Annotated in this window: 15 protein-coding genes and 3 pseudogenes; 8 read left to right on the forward strand and 10 right to left on the reverse strand. The window is 69.7% G+C overall.

Annotation, left to right across the window (positions count from 1 at the left end; translation table 11 throughout):
* Positions 1-120: 120 nt before the first annotated feature.
* Positions 121-225 (forward strand): annotated as a pseudogene (locus tag B5557_RS46345) (Tn3 family transposase); the annotation flags it as partial.
* A gap of 450 nt (positions 226-675) precedes the next feature.
* Here the strand turns inward: B5557_RS46345 and B5557_RS30625 are convergent.
* The 3 genes from B5557_RS30625 to B5557_RS30635 all read right to left on the reverse strand — a co-directional run bounded on the left by B5557_RS30625 (position 676) and on the right by B5557_RS30635 (position 2460).
* Positions 676-834 (reverse strand): hypothetical protein, encoded by a 159-nt coding sequence (locus B5557_RS30625; RefSeq protein WP_231976081.1) that lies wholly within the window; start codon positions 832-834, stop codon positions 676-678.
* A gap of 197 nt (positions 835-1031) precedes the next feature.
* Positions 1032-1280 carry a hypothetical protein gene (locus tag B5557_RS30630; protein ID WP_079662482.1) on the reverse strand — a complete coding sequence of 83 codons (249 nt, stop codon included), beginning with the start codon at positions 1278-1280 and terminating at the stop codon, positions 1032-1034.
* Positions 1281-1314: 34 nt separating this feature from the next.
* A complete protein-coding gene (locus B5557_RS30635; protein ID WP_079665095.1) occupies positions 1315-2460 on the reverse strand; it encodes a M20 family metallopeptidase in 1146 nt (381 codons plus the stop codon).
* Positions 2461-2719: 259 nt separating this feature from the next.
* Between B5557_RS30635 and B5557_RS30640 the strand changes: the two genes are divergently transcribed.
* Positions 2720-3604, forward strand: a complete 885-nt coding sequence (locus B5557_RS30640) for a LysR family transcriptional regulator (RefSeq protein ID WP_079662483.1) — start codon at positions 2720-2722, stop codon at positions 3602-3604.
* Positions 3605-3770: 166 nt separating this feature from the next.
* On the opposite strand, the gene B5557_RS45400 is transcribed toward B5557_RS30640, so the two are convergent.
* From B5557_RS45400 to B5557_RS30665, 4 genes are all read right to left on the reverse strand, one after another.
* Positions 3771-5093 carry an MFS transporter gene (locus B5557_RS45400; protein WP_231976082.1) on the reverse strand — a complete coding sequence of 441 codons (1323 nt, stop codon included), beginning with the start codon at positions 5091-5093 and terminating at the stop codon, positions 3771-3773.
* 18 nt (positions 5094-5111) lie between these two features.
* Positions 5112-5774, reverse strand: coding sequence for a response regulator (locus tag B5557_RS30655; RefSeq protein ID WP_079662484.1), 663 nt, complete (start codon positions 5772-5774; stop codon positions 5112-5114).
* 108 nt (positions 5775-5882) lie between these two features.
* Positions 5883-7037 carry a low temperature requirement protein A gene (locus B5557_RS30660; RefSeq protein ID WP_079662485.1) on the reverse strand — a complete coding sequence of 385 codons (1155 nt, stop codon included), beginning with the start codon at positions 7035-7037 and terminating at the stop codon, positions 5883-5885.
* Between the two features lie 74 nt (positions 7038-7111).
* The gene (locus B5557_RS30665) at positions 7112-7795 is read right to left on the reverse strand and encodes an alpha/beta fold hydrolase (RefSeq protein ID WP_079662486.1); all 684 of its coding nucleotides are present in this window, start codon (positions 7793-7795) and stop codon (positions 7112-7114) included.
* A 564-nt stretch (positions 7796-8359) separates the two neighbouring features.
* Between B5557_RS30665 and B5557_RS45405 the strand changes: the two are divergent.
* Positions 8360-8653: pseudogene (locus B5557_RS45405) on the forward strand (hypothetical protein); the annotation flags it as partial.
* A 43-nt stretch (positions 8654-8696) separates the two neighbouring features.
* Here B5557_RS45405 and B5557_RS30675 read toward each other — a convergent pair.
* The 3 genes from B5557_RS30675 to B5557_RS30685 all read right to left on the reverse strand — a co-directional run bounded on the left by B5557_RS30675 (position 8697) and on the right by B5557_RS30685 (position 12048).
* Positions 8697-9647 (reverse strand): HpcH/HpaI aldolase/citrate lyase family protein, encoded by a 951-nt coding sequence (locus B5557_RS30675; protein ID WP_231976083.1) that lies wholly within the window; start codon positions 9645-9647, stop codon positions 8697-8699.
* A 25-nt stretch (positions 9648-9672) separates the two neighbouring features.
* Entirely contained in the window at positions 9673-10890 is a 1218-nt protein-coding gene (locus B5557_RS30680) for a CaiB/BaiF CoA transferase family protein (RefSeq protein ID WP_079662488.1), read from the reverse strand.
* Between the two features lie 231 nt (positions 10891-11121).
* Entirely contained in the window at positions 11122-12048 is a 927-nt protein-coding gene (locus B5557_RS30685; protein ID WP_079662489.1) for a LysR family transcriptional regulator, read from the reverse strand.
* Positions 12049-12229: 181 nt separating this feature from the next.
* On the opposite strand from B5557_RS30685, the gene B5557_RS30690 reads away from it, so the two are divergent.
* The 5 genes and pseudogenes from B5557_RS30690 (at position 12230) to B5557_RS30710 (ending at position 18538) form a co-directional block, all read left to right on the forward strand.
* A complete protein-coding gene (locus B5557_RS30690; protein ID WP_079662490.1) occupies positions 12230-13666 on the forward strand; it encodes a CitMHS family transporter in 1437 nt (478 codons plus the stop codon).
* A gap of 319 nt (positions 13667-13985) precedes the next feature.
* Positions 13986-15233, forward strand: coding sequence for a prolyl oligopeptidase family serine peptidase (locus tag B5557_RS30695; protein ID WP_231976084.1), 1248 nt, complete (start codon positions 13986-13988; stop codon positions 15231-15233).
* 298 nt (positions 15234-15531) lie between these two features.
* The gene (locus B5557_RS30700) at positions 15532-17136 is read left to right on the forward strand and encodes a carboxylesterase/lipase family protein (protein WP_231976085.1); all 1605 of its coding nucleotides are present in this window, start codon (positions 15532-15534) and stop codon (positions 17134-17136) included.
* A gap of 899 nt (positions 17137-18035) precedes the next feature.
* Positions 18036-18203, forward strand: a pseudogene (locus B5557_RS30705) (type II toxin-antitoxin system RelE/ParE family toxin); the annotation flags it as partial.
* A complete protein-coding gene (locus tag B5557_RS30710) occupies positions 18200-18538 on the forward strand; it encodes a helix-turn-helix domain-containing protein (protein WP_079662454.1) in 339 nt (112 codons plus the stop codon). The pseudogene B5557_RS30705 and the gene B5557_RS30710, both read left to right, overlap by 4 nt.
* The last annotated feature ends 113 nt before the right edge of the window (positions 18539-18651 follow it).

An 18651-nucleotide genomic window follows, 5' to 3' on the forward strand; every position in this document is an offset into this window, starting at 1 on the left:
TGTGGAATTCGAGAAAATCAGCTGGCAGCGGGCCGTACGGGACCGCAAGAGGCCTGGCATGCTGGACCGGCGGCGCTTCGAGACGTTGGTGTTCACCTACCTGGCTGAGCACCTGCGGACTGTGGCGTGTGGGAGGCCGTGTACATCATCGACGAGCTGCTGAAGAACGCCTCCGAGATGAAGCCGGACACGATGCACGCGGATACGCAGGGGCAGTCGCTCCCGGCTGCCCCTCGTACAGCTCCGAGATGCACTCCGGGTCGCGCTCTGGCGGGCCCGCGCGGGCGCCAGCGCGTCCGGCACCCGCCGGTCCTCGCTGACCCCCTCGAACTCCAGCGTGCCCACCAGGTCGAACATCGGCGCCCGGTCCGGCTTGTGGAAGCGGGCGACCAGCACCTCGTGGTTGTTGCCGTGGTGGGCGGCCACCGCCTCGATGTCGGCGAACTTCGTGTCGAACGAGCCGGAGGTCAAAACCGCCTTCTGCTCCAGTGCCGGCGCGGCGGCCCGCTACGTGGCCGGCGCCCGCGACACCTTGCGGCGGGCCTTCTTCCCCGCATCTCGGGGGAACCTCAGAGCAGGGCGCTGCAGTAGAACCGTGTGCCCTGCGAGCCGCCGACCTCACCCGCGTGCTTCATCCACTCGGAGACCATCCACCCCGACCTGCGAGCCGCCAGGTCAGTTACCGGCCTTCTTGTCGAACCATCCGAGCGACTGGGCGACGGGCGCGCCGAACAAGATGATGCCGGGAGGAACGATCCTGAACCAGACGGCATCGGCTTTCATGGCCGCGAGCAGGGCGGTGGCGCCGATGGCCAGCGCCAGGAGCACGAGCATGCCCAGAAGGACACGAATCTTGGAAACCAACGGAGCACTCTCCAATGTTCAGCTGGGCTCTATTGACTAGACAGTGTTCGCTCCCCGTTGGACCGCCGGCGACGGTTGCCCAGTAGGGAGGCAGCAAGGACCCCGGGGTGACACCACGGCTCCGTCAGAAAGCTCATGGGCAAGCTCCCGACGCGAGGCACCGCTGACTACGGCGATGAGAAGGGGTACGACGAGCAGGGGTACAACGTGAGCACCCGGTCCACGAAGAGCCACAACAGGCTGCCCCCGGTCGCCAGGCAGGCGATGGCGGTCAGGAAAGCGGCGATGAACAGTCCGCTGCGCTTCGCCTGCACGTCGACCTCCTTCCTCGGCAGGAAGGTGTGTTCGAGTAGGCCGAAGTTTTCACGGGAAGCCAGTCCGGCGACTTCAGGGGGCGGGGAACCCGGCACGCTCATGCAGGGACCTCGGTTTCGTATCGGAGCGGCCTCGTCAAGGCTGCTTCAGCCGGTCGCGTGTTCCACCGGTCGTGTGCTCGATGAGCCGGGCTAGCAGACGGGCGCGGGGGACCATCCGCGCCACCTCGACGTACTCGCTGTCGGCGTGCGCGCCTGCGCCCACGGCACCCAGGCCGTCCAGCGTCGGACAGCCCACCGCCGCGGTGTAGTTGCCGTCCGAGGCGCCGCCGACGGCGATCCCCCGCAGCGGTTCCTGGCCCGACTCCGTGGCGAGCCGGGAGGCGAGGGCGAACAGTTCGGCGGACGATTCCGGTGTCATGGGAGGCCGTTGCCTGCCGCCCAGCACCTCGAGCCGGGCTCCGGGAGTCCGGGCGCTGAGGCCCCGCATGAGCTCGTCGACCCGGTCCTGCGCCGCAGTCGTCGGCACGCGCACGTCCACCGACACCCGGGCCAGCGCGGGCACCGTGTTGCGGGCAGTGCCGGCGGACAGCAGGGTGGGCGTGACGGTCGCGAGGCCCAGAACGGGGTGGGCGCCGCCGTCGGCACCCGACGAGGCTCCGAGTAACGAGGCTCCGAGGTCGGCGATGGACAGCACCTGATGAGCGGCCTCGACCGCCGCGTTGACTCCTTTCTGCGGTTCCAGACCCGCGTGCGCGGCCCGGCCGCGCACCACGACCTCGTACCGCGAGGTGCCCTTGCGGGCGGTCTTGAGCGCACCCTGCTCGTCCGCGGCCGCCTCCAGTACGAAAGCGGCCCTGCACCCCCGCGCGGCTTCCTCGATCAGCTCCCGGGATGTCGCGGAGCCGACCTCCTCGTCCCCGCTGACCAGTACGCACACCCCGTCCGGGGAGGGCAGGGAGGCCAGCGCGTGGAACATCTGCACCAGGCCCGCCTTCATGTCCAGGACCCCGGGGCCGCGGGCGATTCCGTCGGTCACCGACCAGGGGTGGTTCTGGAGCGAGCCCATGGGCCACACCGTGTCGTGGTGTCCCACCAGGAGGACCCGCGGGGTGCCGAAGGTCCAGCGCAGATGGGTCACTCCGTCGATCGCGATGGTCTCCGGCCCGGTTCCCAGAAGCGTCGTCCCGAGGGCGCCGACCACCTCGGCGCTGCGCGCCACCGCCGCGTGGTCGGCTGAGAAGGACTCGCAGAGCACGAGTGTCTCCAGATCGGCCAGCATCGTCGGCAAGGAGAGCGCGGCCCCCCGGGTCACCGGTCCCACCCCGTCTGGACTTCCTGTCGCAGCGACACATTTCCCCCTCGGATCTCGTGGGCCAGGGTGCGGCGGGGCGCATCCCCCTGCAGAGCCCCGCCGCGTGAACGACGTTATGGCCGGACACGGCATTCCACCAGCGACTGGATTGCATGGGATCTATGCGCTGAAGGAATGTGTCATGCGAGGATGGTGATACGGGGAGGCGGATCTCGGAGGGAGGAACGTGTTCGAGGTCGACGCGCTGCGGCTGCTGGTGGCCGTGGCCGATACCGGGTCGTTCACGAAAGCGGCGGTCCAACTCAACTACACACAGTCCGCGGTGTCCCGGCGGATCGCCGCGCTGGAACAGCAGGCGGGCGGGCCGCTGTTCCAGCGCCTCCCTCGGGGCGTACGGCTCAATCCCGCCGGCCGCACGCTGCACCGGCACGCCATGGAGGTGCTCGACCGGTTGTCGCGGGCGGAGCGGGAGCTGGCCGTGCTGCACGCGGGGCTCGGCGGACTGCTGCACGCAGGCGCGTTCGCCACCGCCAACATCTCGCTGGTGCCCACCGCCCTCCGGGCGCTCCGGGACACCAGGCCGGATGTCGAAGTCGTCGCGGTGGAGGGCTGGACCGACACGCTGATGCAGCGTCTTGCGGACGGGGCGCTGGACCTGGCCGTCGTCAGCGACTACCCGTCCGGTCTGCCGTCGGCCGACGGTGTCACGACGACCGTGCTGTGCGAGGACGAACTGTTCGTGGCTCTCCCACGCGGGCACCGCCTGGCCGGAGCAGGGGCGGTCGACCTGCGTGAACTGCACGACGAGGCATGGCTTCACAGCGCGTACGGCGACCGTCCCACGATGCTCGCCGACGCCTGCGCACGGGCGGGCTTCACGCCCAGGAAGATCATCCGGATCGCGGAGTGGACGGCGAAGTTCGGTTACGCGGCTGCCGGGTTGGGAGTGGCGCTGGTGCCCTCGCTGGCCGCACAGGCGGTCCCCGACGAACTCGTCCTGCGCCGCCTCACCGACTCGGCCCTGCGCCGGACCGTCCATGTGGCGCTGCCTGTTGCCCCGCTACCGGCGGCACTGAAACTGCGGGATCTGCTGCGCGACGCCGTCGACTGAACCGTCTCCAGAGCGATCAGCCACGGTGCGAGGTCAGTATCGGCCAGACGGTGATGGCCTTCCGGGTGATCGTGAAGGGTCCTGACTCTCCTGCCGAACGCCCTGCGGTTTCTCCCCGCCGGCTGTCTCGGCGGGGCGGATACGAGGACTTGGAGACCGACGAACCTCATCTGATCTCCCGCTTGCCGCAGCGTGCCGGCGCCTCCGCGGCCTCGCGTGTGCGCGGGTGGCCGCTGCCCCGGACACGGATCATGTCGGCCAGCAGCGAGGTGAGCAGGGTGGCAGCCCCGCCCCTGTCGCCCGAGCGTTCCAGGAGCTCGGCGCTGAACGAGCGCGAGGCGAACAGCCGCACGTCGAGCATCGGCACCGCGACACGTAGTTCCACGACGACGAACGCCACCGCGCCGACCACCGTCACGATCCACGCGGCCATCACGGGCGGGGCGGTGTATCCGTCCTGGCCGCCCTGGATGAGCGCGTAGACCAGAGCCGCGATCGTCACCGTGCCCAGCAGCGCACCGGCCACGTCCAGGCGTTCGCCGCGGGCCAGGGACTCCGTGGCGAACGGGACCGCGACCAGCAGCGTGATCACGCCCAGAACGGGGTTCGACACGAACACCGCGTGCCAGCTGGAATGGTCGAGCAGGACACCGGCGAGCAGCGGGCCGATGGCCAGGCCGATGCCCGACGCCGCCGCCCAGACAGTGATCACCTCGGTCCGCCGCTGCGGGTCTGTGAAGGTCGAACCGAGGATGGCCAGGCTGTTGGGCAGGATCAGTGCGCCGCCGAGGCCGGAGATCAGCTGCGCGGCGATCACCACGGCGGTGGTGTCGGCGGTCGCGGCGAGCAGCCCTCCCGCGATCATGACCACCGCACCGGCGCAGAACATCCGCTTGCGGCCGAGGAGGTTGCCCAGCGTGCCGGCCGACAGCACCAGACTGGCCACGACCAGCGTGTACGCGCTGGGAATCCAGATCAGCGCACTCGGGCTGACGTGCAGATCGGCCTGGATCGCCGACAGCGCCGAGATGGTGGCGGTGATGAGCAGGAACGTCATCATCACGCCCAGGCACATCGCCACCAGCGTGAGAAGTTCCCTGTGCTGCACGGCAGTTCGTCTGCCGGTCGGCAGGACACGGTCCCTGGTCATGGAGGTCCTTCCTCGTTTCCCCGCACGGCGCCTATGCCTGCTGGTTGATGAGCCCGGCGTAATAGCTGAGATTCCGCTCGATCTCATCGAGACCGACCTCGGCGATGACCTTGCCCAGCTGCGGACCGACTCGGCGAACTCCGCCCAGGACGCGCGCAGGTCGGCCACCGGCGGCAGCGTCGACCGGTTGATCTGCGCCTTCGCGCCCAGGACGGACGCCCTGTCGAAGGACGCGATGCGCGCTGCCACGCCGTTGACGAGGTCATCGAGCTCGGCGTCGGGGACGGCCCGGGTCACCCATCCGTACTTCTCGGCGCGCTCGACGTCGTCGCAAACCATCCCGAGCGCCCGACGGGGTCACCCGCCAGGACGAACCAGTCCGCTCTCGTAGGCCAAGACGACGGCCTGAATCCGGTCGCGAAGGCGCAGTTTGGTGAGGATCCTGGCCACGTGGGTTTTGACCGTGGTCTCGCCGAGGAACAGCTTCCCCGCGATCTCCGCGTTGTTCAGTCCGCGGGCCACCAGGCTCAGCACCTCGCGCTCGCGGTCGGAGAGCACGTCGAGCGTTGCGTCGGTGAGCGGAGCGAGGGCACCTGTGATGTAGCGGTCGATCAGCCGCCGCGTCACCGAGGGGGCGATGACCTTGTCGCCGCGCAGGACGCTGCGGATGGCCACGAGCAGCTCGGCGGTCGGCGCGTCCTTGACGAGGAAGCCGCTCGCTCCCGCACGCAGCGAGGCGTAGACGTACTCGTCGCGGTCGCACATGGTGAGGGCCAGTACCTGCGTCCGGGGCAACGCGGCCCGAACCTGCTCGGTCGCCGAGATGCCGTCCAGGCAGGGCAGCCGTACCTCCATGAGGACGAGGTCCGGGCGCAGGGTGAGCGCCTGCGCCACTGCCGCCTCGCCGTCCCCGGCCTCGCCGACGACCGTGAGGTCCGGCTGGCCGTCCACGACCAAGCGCAGGCCGGCCCGCATCAACTCCTGGTCGTCGCAGATCAGCACGCTGGCCTCCTGCGTCATGGCGCCCGGCCAAGGCCCCGGTCGGCCCCGGTGACGAGGACGGTGTGAGTGGAAAGGTTCATGGAAGGCTCCGGTGAGTCGGTCGGTGAGCAAGCGCATCGGTGGAGGTCAGCGCGGTGGGATCGGCTTCGCACGCGCCCTCCCCGGCTGATGGCGGTCTTCGAACACGGCCAGCGCGACGACTATTGCGGCGGCGACGACGGCCGACAGGCAGGCCGGCACCGCTGTCGTGACCGCGCATCCGACGACCAGGGCGGACAGCGTGACCAGCCGTGCCGGGCTCAGTGCGTCGAACAGGGTCGCCCCGTGCCAGGTCTGCGCCCCGATGTAGAGGGCCGGCCCGCCGAAGAGGAGCAGGTTCGTGGTGATTCCGGCGTGCTCCACCGGATGGGCGATGACCCGTTCGTCGCCCGCGGCGGCGGCGATGACTCCGGCGACGGAGGCCATGAGGCTGATGACGCCGCTGCGCCCCGCCCGTATGGGGTCCTCGGTCCGCTCGTAGTGGCGGACGACGTGTTCTGAGCGGCTGAAGAACAGCCAGAACAACGCGATGGTGCCGGTGAGCGCGACACCGCTGGTCAGCAGGGTCATGGGCGCGTACGGCGCCGTGGTGAGCGCGGTGCCGGTGGTCATGATCGTCTCGCCGAACGCGATGATCATGAACAGTCGGCCGCGTTCCAGCAGGTGGCCGCCGGCGAAGGCGACCTCTCGGGAGTCCAGCCTGCGGCCGGGCAGTGGATGCGCCGCCCAGGTGCCCGCCAGCTCGATCAGGATGGCGACGGCCCACCAGGTCAGCCGCGCGCCGCCGTCGACCGCCGCGCCGATCAGCCACAGAGGTGCGGCCGCGACGAACCAGACCAGGACGCGGATGAAGTGCTCCTGGTTGACCCGGTCGAGACCGACGGCCAGCAGCCACACGGTCCGGCCGATGTGAATGAGCAGGAAGGTGGCGACGAAGACCCAGCCGGCGTCGCCGAAGGCTCGTGGGATCGCGGCGTTCATGAACAGCCCCGCGAGCATGACCCCCAGCAGCATCCGCCTGGTCCGCGGGTTCTCGGCCGGGACGAGGGTGACCGCCCAGGTGGTGTACGCCCACGCCGCGTAGACGGCGAGGTAGAGCACGAGCGCCTGGGCGGCGCCGGTCCAGGTGGGATGTACGAGGAGCCGGTGTGACAACTGGCCGATCGCGAAGACATAGACCAGGTCGAAGAACAGCTCCAGCGGCGTGACCTCCCGGCGCGCCGGGTCGCTGGTCACCTGCACGATGACTCTCCTCAGTGCGGGAGGCGTCCCGACTTTTGTGGTGCCTCCTGTGGGGCCGGTGTCCGTGTGAACGGTCAGTCGGCGAGGAAGGCGCTCACCTGGCGGGCGAAGTCCTTGGCGTGCTGGAAGAGGAAGGCGTGCCCGGCGTCGCTGTAGGCGACGAGGGTGGCGTGGTTGAGGTGCTGGACGGCGGTGTAGGAGGCCAGGGCGGGGATCATCGCGTCCTGCATGCCGGTGGCGTACAGGACGGGTTGTTCGATGGACGCCAGGTGCGCCCGCACCTGCTCGAAGGGGATCTGCGCGTCCTTGCCGATCGCGGTGATCTGGCCCATGGCCGCTGCCTCGGACACGTCGGGGCGTCCGGTGGCCAGCCGGGTGGCGACCCGGGCGAGGTGTGCGTACCCGGCGGCGCGTCCGGTGTCCGTCTCGGGGAAGAACAGGAACACCAGGTCGTCCCCGGTGACTTCGGGCTTGGTCATGGTGGCTCGCACCTTGGGGTCCGGGTCGGGGGCGCCGGGCATCGTGCCGCCGGGGTTGGCGGCCGCCACGACCAGCTTGCGGACCAGGTGGGGCCGGGTGCGGGCGATGTGCTGGGCGACGGTGCCGCCCAGGGTCCAGCCGAGCAGGTCGACCTGCGTGAGGCCGAGGGCCTCGATGAACTCGACGGCGCCGTCGGCGAGTCCCTCGACGGAGTCGCGTGGGGCGCCGGTGGTGTAGCCGGTGCCGACGTCTCCGCACGGCGTAGGGCCACCCGCCATAACGGCCGCTGGGGCTCCACCCTGGGTGGCGGACGGACCTGTGCGCTGGAAGGGGAATCCGCTGCGGGCGAGTTCGAGAGCCCCTTTCGAGCTGGCACGATCGCATGTTAGACCCGTGCCATTTTTGCTGTGCGACGGAGTTGGGGACGCGTGGGGGAAATCGATGGTTGCGCCGGCTTCTGACCTCGGTGATCGATGTCTCCGGGGCGCATCAGCGGTCCTTCCACTGCACCGGCAATAAAACGCGGAGCTGTCCCGCCTGCGCGGAGCCGACGAGATCGCGACCACCGAATACCAGGGCGACTACGAGCTATCCCCGCGTGCGGGGCCGAACGGTGTCGTCACGGGTGCCGGCGTCCACCGCGGACCTATCCCCGCGAACAGGGGGGTTGGGAACTGCTGCCAGCTGACAGTGCCTGGGCACGTTTGAGCGTGCATGAGTAAGCGCTGCGGCTCCGACGCGCGGATTCGATGGAACGGGAGTTCTCGGGTCGAATGCGTGACCTTTGAGGGAGAGGCTCGTTGTGCGGTGAGGGATCTGCGGCATCGGGCGGGGGTGAGGGCATGGGCGGGCTGCGCGAGGTGGCGGCGCCGTTTGTCGCTCTGGGCCCTTCCGGTGTGGCGATCCGTACCCGGCTGGGGGACCTCACGCCTGAGGACGAGAAGGTTCTGCGCTTGGTGGGGGCGCACCTGGGCTCGCTCGCCTCGAAGGACCTCAAAGCGCGTTGCGCTGACGGCCTGGAGCACTCCGCCGAGACGTGGGCGGCCCGGAAGCGGGAGCTGACGGGCGAGGCGTCGTCCAGGTGGGCGGGCAGCATCACCAAGGCCACGCACGATCAGTGGGCGCTCGCCCGGCGACCACCTGATCATCTCCTCGCCGGTAGCGGGCGGCGTTTCGTGATCACAGGCCGGACGGCGGGAGTTCATCAGTCATCCGAATCTGCGCCCTGTGTCGTCGGAGAACAAGGCGTGCCGTAGAGGCCATGGCCTCGTCGACCATCTCGCCTTGGAAGGTCACAGCGCCCCTCCCGTCCTCCTGTGCCGCCTCGACCGCTGCTATCAGCTCTGCGCAGCGGTCCAGTTCGTCGGGGCTGGGAGAGAACACCTGGTTGATCACGGGGACATGGGAAGGGTGGATCGCCATCATCCCCTCGTAGCCGAGGGAGCGGTTCTGTTCGGCGAAGGCGCGGAGCCCCGGCAGGTCGGTGATGCGCGTCCACAATCCGCTGACCGGGCACGGCACCTCGGCTGCCCTGGCGTCCAGCAGAACGCGGGAGCGCAGTGCCACCGTTTCGGTTCCCTCTGGGCTCCAGCGGTAACCGACGGCGCGTTCCACGTCGCCGCCGGGTGCGGTGAGAGCGCCCAAGTAGGCGATACGCGGGACGGCTCGGGCGATGTCGTAGGCCTCGCGCAAGCCACGGGCCGTCTCCAGCAGGGGCACCAGGGCGACCTGTCCCGGGGACAGGCCCTGTTCCTGTTCGCACCAGCCCAGCAGGCGGTCGGCAAGCTTCACGTCCTGGGCGGAGCAGACTTTGGGGAGCACGATACCGGCGAGCCCGGGCCGTACGACCGCACGCAGTTCCTCGGCCTCCGCCCAACCGTCCAGGGGGTTGACACGGACGAACAGCGCCATCCGTCCCGCCTGATCCGCCGGCGCGGCGGCGGCCCGCGCGATGGCGTCGGCCACCTGCGCACGGGCAGCGAGCTTGCCCGGGGCGGGCACCGCGTCCTCCAGGTCGAGGATGGCTGCGTCGGCGCCCGCCGCTTGGGCCTTGGGCAGCCAGTCGGTTCTGGTGCCGGGGACGAAGAGCAGGGAGCGCAGCGGGGGCCGGTCGACCGCTGCCGCGTCCACCTCGGCAAGCCTCTTCGAAGACGCTTCAGATGACATCGCTCTTCTCCAGGTCGGCCAGCTCGTTCTCGCTGAGTCCGAGCCACTGCCCGTAGACGAGGTGGTTGTCCTGCCCGAGGGTGGGACCCGTCCGCCAGACCCGGCCGGGCCGCTGCCGGAAGTGCGGGATCACCGCCTGCATGCGCACCGGACCGAGGTCGGGGTCGTCGACGGTGATGATGTCTTCGCGTTCGGCGTACACGGGGTCGGCGGCGATGTCCGCGGCGTCGAACACCCGTGAGGCCACGACTTCGGCGCGGGCGAACTCCTCGAGGCACTGGCCGGTGCCTCGCTCCGCCACCCAGTTCCGCAGGCCCTCGTCCAGTAGTGCGCGCCGGTCGTGCTGTTGCCGCGCCGTGGCGAACTCCTTCTCGGGGAGTCCCAGCAGGCGGGCGATGTTGCGGACCGAGCGCAGCGTCGCGGAGGTCACTGTGATCCACTCGCCGTCGCGGGAGAGGTAGGTGTTGATCACGGCCGCGGGGGCGACCGCCAGCTGGTTGCCGGAGCGTTCGGGCACTCGTCCCAACTGGTCGTGGACGATGACCTGCCACTCGACGAGACGGAACAGGGACTCGAAGAGAGCGAGGTCGATCCACTCGCCGTCGAAATCGGGGTCGTGGTCACGGCGGTGCAGGGCGGCCAGGACGGCGTAGGCGCCCATCAGGCCGGTCACGGCGTCGCCGTGCGAGAAGCCGGTGTGGACGGGCGGGCCGTCGGGAAAGCCGGTCAGGTGGACGACTCCGCTGCGCGCCTCACCCATCTTGCCGAAGCCTGGGGCGTCCGCCTGTGACGAGGTGGCGCCGAAGCCGGAGATCTGCAGTAGTACGGCCCGGGGGTTGATCCGGTGCACGGAGGCCCAGTCGAGTCCCCAGCTGCGCAGGCGTCCGGCGCGCAGGGTGACGATGACGACGTCGGCCCAGGCGATGAGTCGGCGGGCGACGGTCCGGCCGGCCTCGTGATGCAGATCGAGGGTGACCGAGCGTTTGTTACGGCCGGCGACCTTGAACCACAGGGGGACACCGTCACGTTGCGGCCCCATGGCGCGGGCCGCGTCTCCGGTGCCGGGGGGTTCCACGTGTACGACGTCGGCCCCTTGGTCGGCGAGCATCGAACCCGCCAGCGGCCCGGCCACCACATGGGCGAACTCGACCACTTTCAGCCCTTGCAACTGCCCGCGTCCGGTGGTGTTCCGCTCGTCGTCCGACACTGATGTGCTCCCTCGCCCCTGCGGTTCGCCTCGGTTCCCGACCGCGTCGTCCGCGTTGGTGCAACACGGTCGTCGCGGTTCGGGTCTTCAGATTGCAGGAGCAGAGAAATGCCTGTCGAGCAACAGAAGGCCATCAATCCATGCGAAGAACGCATGAATCGGGAAGGGGTGGGAGCGTTGGGCGACCCGGGTGGTGCGGAGCCTCGGGCCCCTGGCACACCCCAGGCGGCCTCATGCCCAGGAAACCCCGGGCGGAAGAGCGCGGCCCTGGAGACGGAACTCTTCGAGCGTCTGAAGGAACCGCTCCGTCACGGTCGGGAGCGTTCGCCGAACGCGCAGCGCGATGTCCAGGCGCCGGTACACCACGGGGTCCACCAGAGGACGGCAGACGACGGGCCCGGCACCCATCAGCGGGAGCACGAGGGCGGGCATCGCCGACACCCCGAGGCCGGCGGCCACGAGTCCGCCCACCGTCGCGATACTGCCCGCCTCGGCCGCCGGTACCGCATGTACGTCGATCTGGGCGAACGCCGCATCGGTGAGGCGACGCACGCTCGAGTCGCGCCCGACGGCCAGGAACGGCTGACGAGCCAGGTCGTCCCAGGCGATCTCGGGGCGGTCGGCGAGCGGGTGGTCTTCCGGCAGCACCGCGACGAAGCGGTCCCTGACCAGGGGGCGGTGCTCCAACTGTTCGGGAGGGTCCCCGACAGTGGTGATCGCGAAGTCGGCGTCACCGGACAGGACCCGGTCCAGTACCAGCCGCTCCAGGCCGTCGAGGAGGCGTACCGCCACCTGCGGCCGCCGCTCGCGGAAGTCGGAGATCACCTGCGGCAGGAGTACCGCGGCAACCGAGGGAAGGGTCGCCACGGCGACTGTTCCCGACTCGCCGAGCAGGAATCGCCTGAGCTCCTTCATGCCCGCGCGGTGAGCGGTGACGATCTGCTCGGCGATACGCAGGGCTTCGACGCCCGCCGCGGTCAACTGCACATTACGGGTGTCCCGTTCGAGGAGTCGGACGCCGAGCAGTCGCTCCAGGTCCGCGACCGCGCGGCTGAGCGAGGACTGGGACACGTGCATCTCCGCGGCGGCCGCGGTGAAGCTCGCGGCCCGGGCGACGGCCGTGTACGCCGCCAGTTGACGCAAGGTGGTGGACTCCATGGCCCACGAGCGTAGGGCGCGCCCGCTTGAATTGATGCGCTTATCGCATGAACAGATCTCGGTTTGATGCTGGACACTGAGCCGTCGGTGCTTCGAAACTCTCGCGTAACACCTCGGTCTGTCCCCGCCCAGCCCCCGCCCACCGTCGCCGAGGGCCGTCCCCGAGAAAGCGAGCGCCGCCATGCTGGCAGCCCTGGGCTTCGCCACGATCGCCGGCTTACTGCTGCTCACCATGACCAAACGCGCCTCGGTGCTGGTCGCTCTGATCCTGCTTCCGGTGCTGGCGGCGCTCATCGGCGGCTTCGCGGGCGATCTGGGCGAGCTGATTCTCGGCGGGCTGTCCAAGGTGGCCCCCACCGGCATCATGATCGCCTTCGCGGTCCTGTACTTCAGCCTGATGGTGGACGCCGGGCTCTTCGATCCCCTGATCCGCGGCCTGTTGCGCGTGGCGCGGGGCGACCCGTTGCGGATCACCGTCGCCACGGCCGTCCTCACGCTGTGCGTGGCCCTGGACGGCGACGGCGCCTCCACCTTCCTCATCACCGTTTCCGCGCTGCTGCCGGTCTACAAGAGACTCGGTATGAACCCCCTGGTGCTGTCCGGAGTGGTCTGCCTGGGCGCGGGGGTGATGAACATGATCCCCTGGGGTGGCCCGACCGTACGCGCCATGGCGGCGCTGAAACTGGACAGTTCCGAGGTCTTCAACCCCGTGCTGCCCGCGATGGGCTTCGGCATCGCCTGGGTGCTGGTGGCCTCCTACCTGCTCGGCCGCCGGGAGCGCAACCGTCTCGGCGCGCTGTCCCCACGGGGTCCGGCCACGGACGTGCGCAAGGACGAGGACGAGTGGGACGAACCCGCCGCTTCGACGACTGCCACGACTGCCGCGGCTGCCGAGTCGAGCGGGCAGGCCACTCCCACGACGGCCGACGGGCACGAAGGGCAGGCCCTCCGATCCCCCGGGGACGGGCCCGGCACCGTCCGTGTCCCGCCGCTGCCGCGGACCTGGCTGAACATCTTCAATCTCCTGCTCACCATCGCCCTCGTTGTCTGCCTGATTCAGGAAGTGCTGCCGCTTCCGGTGCTGTTCGTCCTCGGGTTCGCGATCGCGGTGCTGGTCAACCACCCCACCTGGGAACAGCAGCAGGCGCTGCTCGACAAGCACGCCAAGAGCGTGGTCCTGGTCACCACGATGATCTTCGCGGCCGGCGTCCTCACCGGGATCCTCAGCGGCACCAAGATGCTCGACGAGATGACCGAGGCGCTCGTCTCCGTCGTCCCCGACTCCTTCGGGTCGCACCTGCCCGTCGCGGTGGCCGTCACCGGCATGCCGCTGAGCCTGCTCTTCACCCCGGACGCCTACTACTTCGGGGTGCTGCCGGTACTCGCCGAGACCGCGAACGGGTTCGGCACGGACCCGGCCGAGGTAGCCCGGGCCGCCGTCCTCGGCCAGATGACCACGGGGTTCCCGCTCAGCCCGCTCACCGCGTCCACGTTCATCCTGGTCGGCATGAGCGGTGTGTCCCTCGGCGAACATCAGCGCTTCATCTTCCGCTGGGCCTTCGCCACCACCCTCGTCATGACCGTCGGCGCCCTGGTGACCGGCGCCTTCTCCCTGTGACCGGCGCCCCGGGCCTGAGCGGAGCCTTGGCCGGCCGCGGACTCCCGGCGGCCACCGCACATGCCGCTCAGGCCCACAACGTGCCGCCCGCTTCCGGGAGTCCGGAGCCGGGCGACCGGATCCACACGACAGGCACCTGGTCCGGGTGCCCCACCGACTGAGACGAGGACCCATGAGAGGGATCACCAGACGCACGGTGCTCACCGTCACGGCAGGTGCGGTCACGGCGCCGGCGGTGAGCACGGCGACCGCCGCGGCCGCCGACACCACGACAGCCACATCCGAAGGACGACAGGCGGCCTTTGGACCCAATCCGGTCGTGCGAACGGACCTCGTCACGCGGGTGACGCCGAGGAACAACTGGCTGGTGACAGCCGTCGCCATCCAGTACTCGCATCGCATCGACTTACGCGGCGGGGTGATCCCGCCCTCCGCCTTCCAGGTGAAGGCCACTGTGGGCGGGCAGACAGCGGCTCGCACGGTGACCCGGGTCTACTCCAACACCGCCGCCGAAGTGGACGACCGGTCCGATCCCGGACAGCCGGGGGACCGCCTGATCGTCGAGCTCGACCCGAACGACTCCAATGCGCGGGCCGCCGGCACCGATCCCCTTCCGCTCGACCGCGCCTACTCCGTCAGACAGGTCGCGGACGTGCGCACCCCAGAAGGTGAACCGGTGCTCAAGGCCGGTCCGTTCGCGAGCCGGAACAACGACCTCATCACTCCCGTGGTCGACGACTTCGCCGCTGGTTCCTTCACCGACTCCACGGGTTTCGAACTGGACTTCCGGCTGTACCAGCCCGAGGGATTCGTACGCAATCCTCGGACGCGCACGCGCTACCCACTCGTCGTCACCCTGCACGGCGGAGGCGAAGTCGCCGACAACAACATGACCCAGCTCACTGCCAACCGGATCGCGGTCACGTTCGCCAAACCGGAACGACAGCGCCGCAACCCCGCGTTCGTCCTCTCCCCGCAGATCCCCCTGCCCCGTCCCATGGACGGACCCGACGGCACGGACTGGACCGACGCCAAGGTCCAGGCCGCGCTGATAGAACTCATCGACACCTTCGTGAGCGAGCACTCCCGCACCGTGGACACCGACCGGCTCTACGTCGTCGGCCTGTCGTCAGGCGGGCGTGGCATCTACAGCCTGCTGGCGAAGCGACCCGAGGTGTTCGCGGCTGCCCTGCCCACGGCCGGCTGGGGCGACCCGGCCGTCATGGAGAGGATCACGCACATTCCGATGTGGGCCGACCACTCCGTCGACGACCCGGTCGTCCCTTACCGGGAGGGCCGGTTCGGCAAACCCGGCACCTGGACACTGATGAACGCGCTGGAGACCGCCGGTGCACCGGTCAGCCGCGGAGAGTGGGCCAACGATCTGCCGAAGGCGCAATTCGAGGCCCGGTCACGCGAGCTCCTACGGCAGGCCCGGGCCGCGCGCAGTCACGTCCTGTTCACGAGCTATACGCCCGGAACGACACCGGTGAGCCCACACTTCGCATGGGCCCAGACATACGAGAACGACGTAGTCATCGACTGGCTCTTCGAACAGTCCCGGTAGCCGGCCGCACGCGGCGATCACCCGGTCCACCACCGTGGCGGACACAACCCGGTCACGTCCTCCCACGCCTGGGTGCTCGGCACCGGGCACCGGGAGGTGTGGGTCGGCTCCTCGTCGCGGAGGCTCCCCCTGTACTGCGGCGTCGACGTCATCCGCTCACCGCCCGGCTCGCACCATCGGCCGGGTGACGAGCCGCGTCTGATGCCGGGCCGGCCCCGGCCCGGCTCCCTCCCCCTCCACCACCAACGGTGTCGGCCGCACCGCCGCGGCCGGCACCCGGCCAGAGAGGTTCCCATCCATGACTGCCAGCAGAATGCGTACTGTCCTGGGCGGCGCGTTAGCCATGTCCCTCGCCGTCGTCGGGTTGCTGCCCGCGACGGCGTCCGCGAGTGCGGGAACCGTGGTGCCCACCGACAAGGGCGCCGTGCGCGGCGCCACCTCGAACGGCGTCGAGAGGTTCCTCGGCATCCCCTACGCGGCGGTGCCCACCGGCTCCCTGCGCTGGAAGCCGCCGCAGCCCGCGGCGCGGTGGACCGGCGTCCGGGAGGCGGCCGACTTCGGCAATCCCTGCCCCGTACTGCCCAGCGGCAACGGACCACGCAGCGAGACCGAGGACTGCCTCGACGTCAACGTGTGGCGGCCGTCGGGCGTACGGGCCGGCGCCCGTCTTCCGGTGCACGTCTTCATCCACGGCGGTGGCCTGACCAACGGCAGCGGCTCGCAGAACGACGAGTCGAAGCTCGTCAAGGAGACGGGTGTCGTCGGCGTCTCGCTCAACTACCGACTCGGCGCCTTCGGCTTCCTCGGCCTGCCGGCCCTCACCGAGGAGGGCGGCGAGTCCGGTAACTACGGGTTCATGGACCAGCAGGCCGCGCTGCGCTGGGTGCAGCGCAACATCGCCGCCTTCGGCGGGAACCCCGGTGAGGTCACCATCGACGGCGAGTCCGCGGGCGGCTGGTCCGTCTGCGGCCATCTGGTGTCGCCCGGATCGCGTGGGCTGTTCGCCCGCGCCATGATCCAGAGCGGCTCCTGTGTCAGCGGGCCGCAGGCCCGGGCGGAGGCCGCCGGGACGGCGTTCGCCCGGCAGGCGGGCTGCGACGGCACGGCTCAGTCGGCCGTCCTCGGCTGTCTGCGGTCGGCTTCGGTGGGTACGCTCCTCGACGCGAGCCGGACCTTCCCGGCCGGCTTCGTGGACGGGACTGCGACGTTCCCGACCGGAGCAGGCGAGGCGCTGGACAGCGGGGGATTCACCCGTGTGCCCGTGGTCGTCGGTGCCAACCGTGACGAGGGCCGCACCTTCGCCGCGGGCTACATAGGCGCGGGCAAGGAGGCCTACCTCGGCTACGTCCAGGGCATCGCCGGCGCCCGCGCCGACGAGGTCCTCGCCCGTTACCCCTGGCCCGACACGTCCGACCGGTACACCGCGGCGTACCTCATCGGCGGGATCATGACCGACTCGGGGATGATCGCGGGGATCGGCGGGTGCGGGCTCCGCTCGCTCGCCCGGACCCTTGAGCGGTACACCCCCACCTATGCGTACGAGTTCGACCACCGGACCGGCCCTGGCCTGACGCAGATCCCCGGCTACGTCTGGGGGGCCGGCCACGCCGCGGAACTCGCCTACATCTGGCCAAGCTTCGACAACGGCACACCCATCGCCCCGCTGTTCAACGCCGACGAGCGCCGGCTCGCCCGCGAGATGACGCGGTACTGGGGGGCGTTCACGAAGACCGGCCGGCCGGCCGTCGCCGGGCAGACGGTCTGGCCCGGCTATCACAGGGGCAAGGGCCTGACGCTGTCGCTGCGGGCGGGGGGCAGGAGTGCCCTGATCGACGACGACCGGTACTCGACGGAACACCAGTGCGCGTTCTGGGACACGATGCCGGGCACACAGCACTCCTGAGTAGGCCGGGGACTGGAAACGGAGCATCAGCCACCGCGCCAGTCCCCGACCATGCTCAAGGAGCGGCAGGGACCACAGAGGGACCGCAAGGACAGGAACCAACCGACAAAGACTATGCGGGGCCGACAGAGATATACACGCCTGACCTGGAAGAACGCCTTGAATTGGCGCGGATCGGCAAGGCCCGCCAAGATCCTCGAAGGACTCATAATCCGTCGGCCGTGGGTTCGAGTCCCACCCGCCCCACCTGCACAGGTCTGTGACCTGCGGAAACGCCTTTTCTGAGGTGCCGCAACGTCAACTCTGCCTGGGCGGACCGAATCCGCTGCTTGTGTGTTTGGAGTCCGGTGGCGCTCAAGAAAGCTGCAACCCATCCGACCTGCAGCGGAGCAGGTGATCGAGGTTGTCGCTCGCCCTCCGGGTGACCGTCCTGAGGGCCGATGCCGAGACCCAGGGGCCGTACAGGGGCCGGGACGGCCCAGCCGTGTCCAGGCCGACGGTGTCTCCGGACCGATTCGTTCTGTTTTGCTGGTTGCGCCGTACGGACTGCCATCCACCCAGAACGCAGACACCGGCACGGCGGGTGCGCGCGGGCGAGGTCGGCTGAGAGAGCGCCGGTCAGGACGATGTTTCAGACCTGGTGTCGCTGTTCTGCCAGGTGGCGGACGATGGGGGTTGCGTATGGCGCGGTCGGACAAGGCGATCACCGCCCCGCTGATCGGATGCGGCTCAGAAGAGCGAGTTGGAACTCGGCCTGCCTGCGAGCAGAGGGTGGGGAGACGAGGCGAGCAGGTCCGTCCCGAGCCCGAGTGCAGGGTGGGGAATTCAAATAGCCGCATCAGGGGCTCGCCGGCCGCGAGCCGCAGTCGCACGCGCAGCGCAGTGCGGCAGGGTCCACGGAAGTGCGGTTGCTGTTCGTGTTCGACCCGGACCGTCAGGCCGTGATCCTGGTCGGCGGTGACAAGGCGGGCAACGGGTCGGCCTGGTACCGCGTCGCGGTGCCCCAGGCGGAGCAGGCGTATGCGGAGCATCTGAAGCGAATCGATGGAGAGGACGGGGCACGATGACTGATCACCTCAAGGACCCGCAGGCCGTCTCCTGGGGAGACCTGGCTGAGGATTTCGCCTTCACCGATGCCGAAAAGGATCAGATCCAGAAAGGGGCGCAGGCGATGGTCCTGGCCTCCCGTGTGCACCGCCTCGCCGAGTTGCGGAAGCGGCAGCACACCACGCAGGTCCAGGTCGCCGAAGCCATGGGCGTCACCCAGGCCCGCGTCTCACGCATCGAGAAGGGCCAACTGGAACGCAGCGAGGTCGACACTCTCGCCGCCTACGTCAAGGCGCTCGGCGGCAAACTGAAGATCGTCGCTGACTTCGGCGATGAGACATACGTCCTTGGCTGATCCGATCGACACGCTGCGGCCCAGGGCCGTGCGCAGTCCGGTGGACGAAATCGCCTTTTGGCGTCAGGGATGGTGCTCCACCCCGGGTCGAGGGGCGGAGTGCCATCTCGTCG

The organism is Streptomyces sp. 3214.6 (assembly GCF_900129855.1).
In the GTDB taxonomy this organism is placed as follows: Bacteria; Actinomycetota; Actinomycetes; order Streptomycetales; family Streptomycetaceae; genus Streptomyces; species Streptomyces soliscabiei.

Excerpts from the sequence above, each read along its gene's own strand:
- B5557_RS30630 (WP_079662482.1), bottom strand. The coding sequence starts at position 1,280 with ATGAGCGTGCCGGGTTCCCCGCCCCCTGAAGTCGCCGGACTGGCTTCC.
- B5557_RS30635 (WP_079665095.1), bottom strand. The coding sequence starts at position 2,460 with ATGCTGGCCGATCTGGAGACACTCGTGCTCTGCGAGTCCTTCTCAGCC.
- B5557_RS30690 (WP_079662490.1), top strand. The coding sequence starts at position 12,230 with ATGCTGGCAGCCCTGGGCTTCGCCACGATCGCCGGCTTACTGCTGCTC.
- B5557_RS30655 (WP_079662484.1), bottom strand. The coding sequence starts at position 5,774 with ATGACGCAGGAGGCCAGCGTGCTGATCTGCGACGACCAGGAGTTGATG.
- B5557_RS45400 (WP_231976082.1), bottom strand. The coding sequence starts at position 5,093 with ATGGTTTGCGACGACGTCGAGCGCGCCGAGAAGTACGGATGGGTGACC.
- B5557_RS30700 (WP_231976085.1), top strand. The coding sequence starts at position 15,532 with ATGACTGCCAGCAGAATGCGTACTGTCCTGGGCGGCGCGTTAGCCATG.
- B5557_RS30710 (WP_079662454.1), top strand. The coding sequence starts at position 18,200 with ATGACTGATCACCTCAAGGACCCGCAGGCCGTCTCCTGGGGAGACCTG.
- B5557_RS30625 (WP_231976081.1), bottom strand. The coding sequence starts at position 834 with ATGCTCGTGCTCCTGGCGCTGGCCATCGGCGCCACCGCCCTGCTCGCG.
- B5557_RS30665 (WP_079662486.1), bottom strand. The coding sequence starts at position 7,795 with ATGGCGGGTGGCCCTACGCCGTGCGGAGACGTCGGCACCGGCTACACC.
- B5557_RS30685 (WP_079662489.1), bottom strand. The coding sequence starts at position 12,048 with ATGGAGTCCACCACCTTGCGTCAACTGGCGGCGTACACGGCCGTCGCC.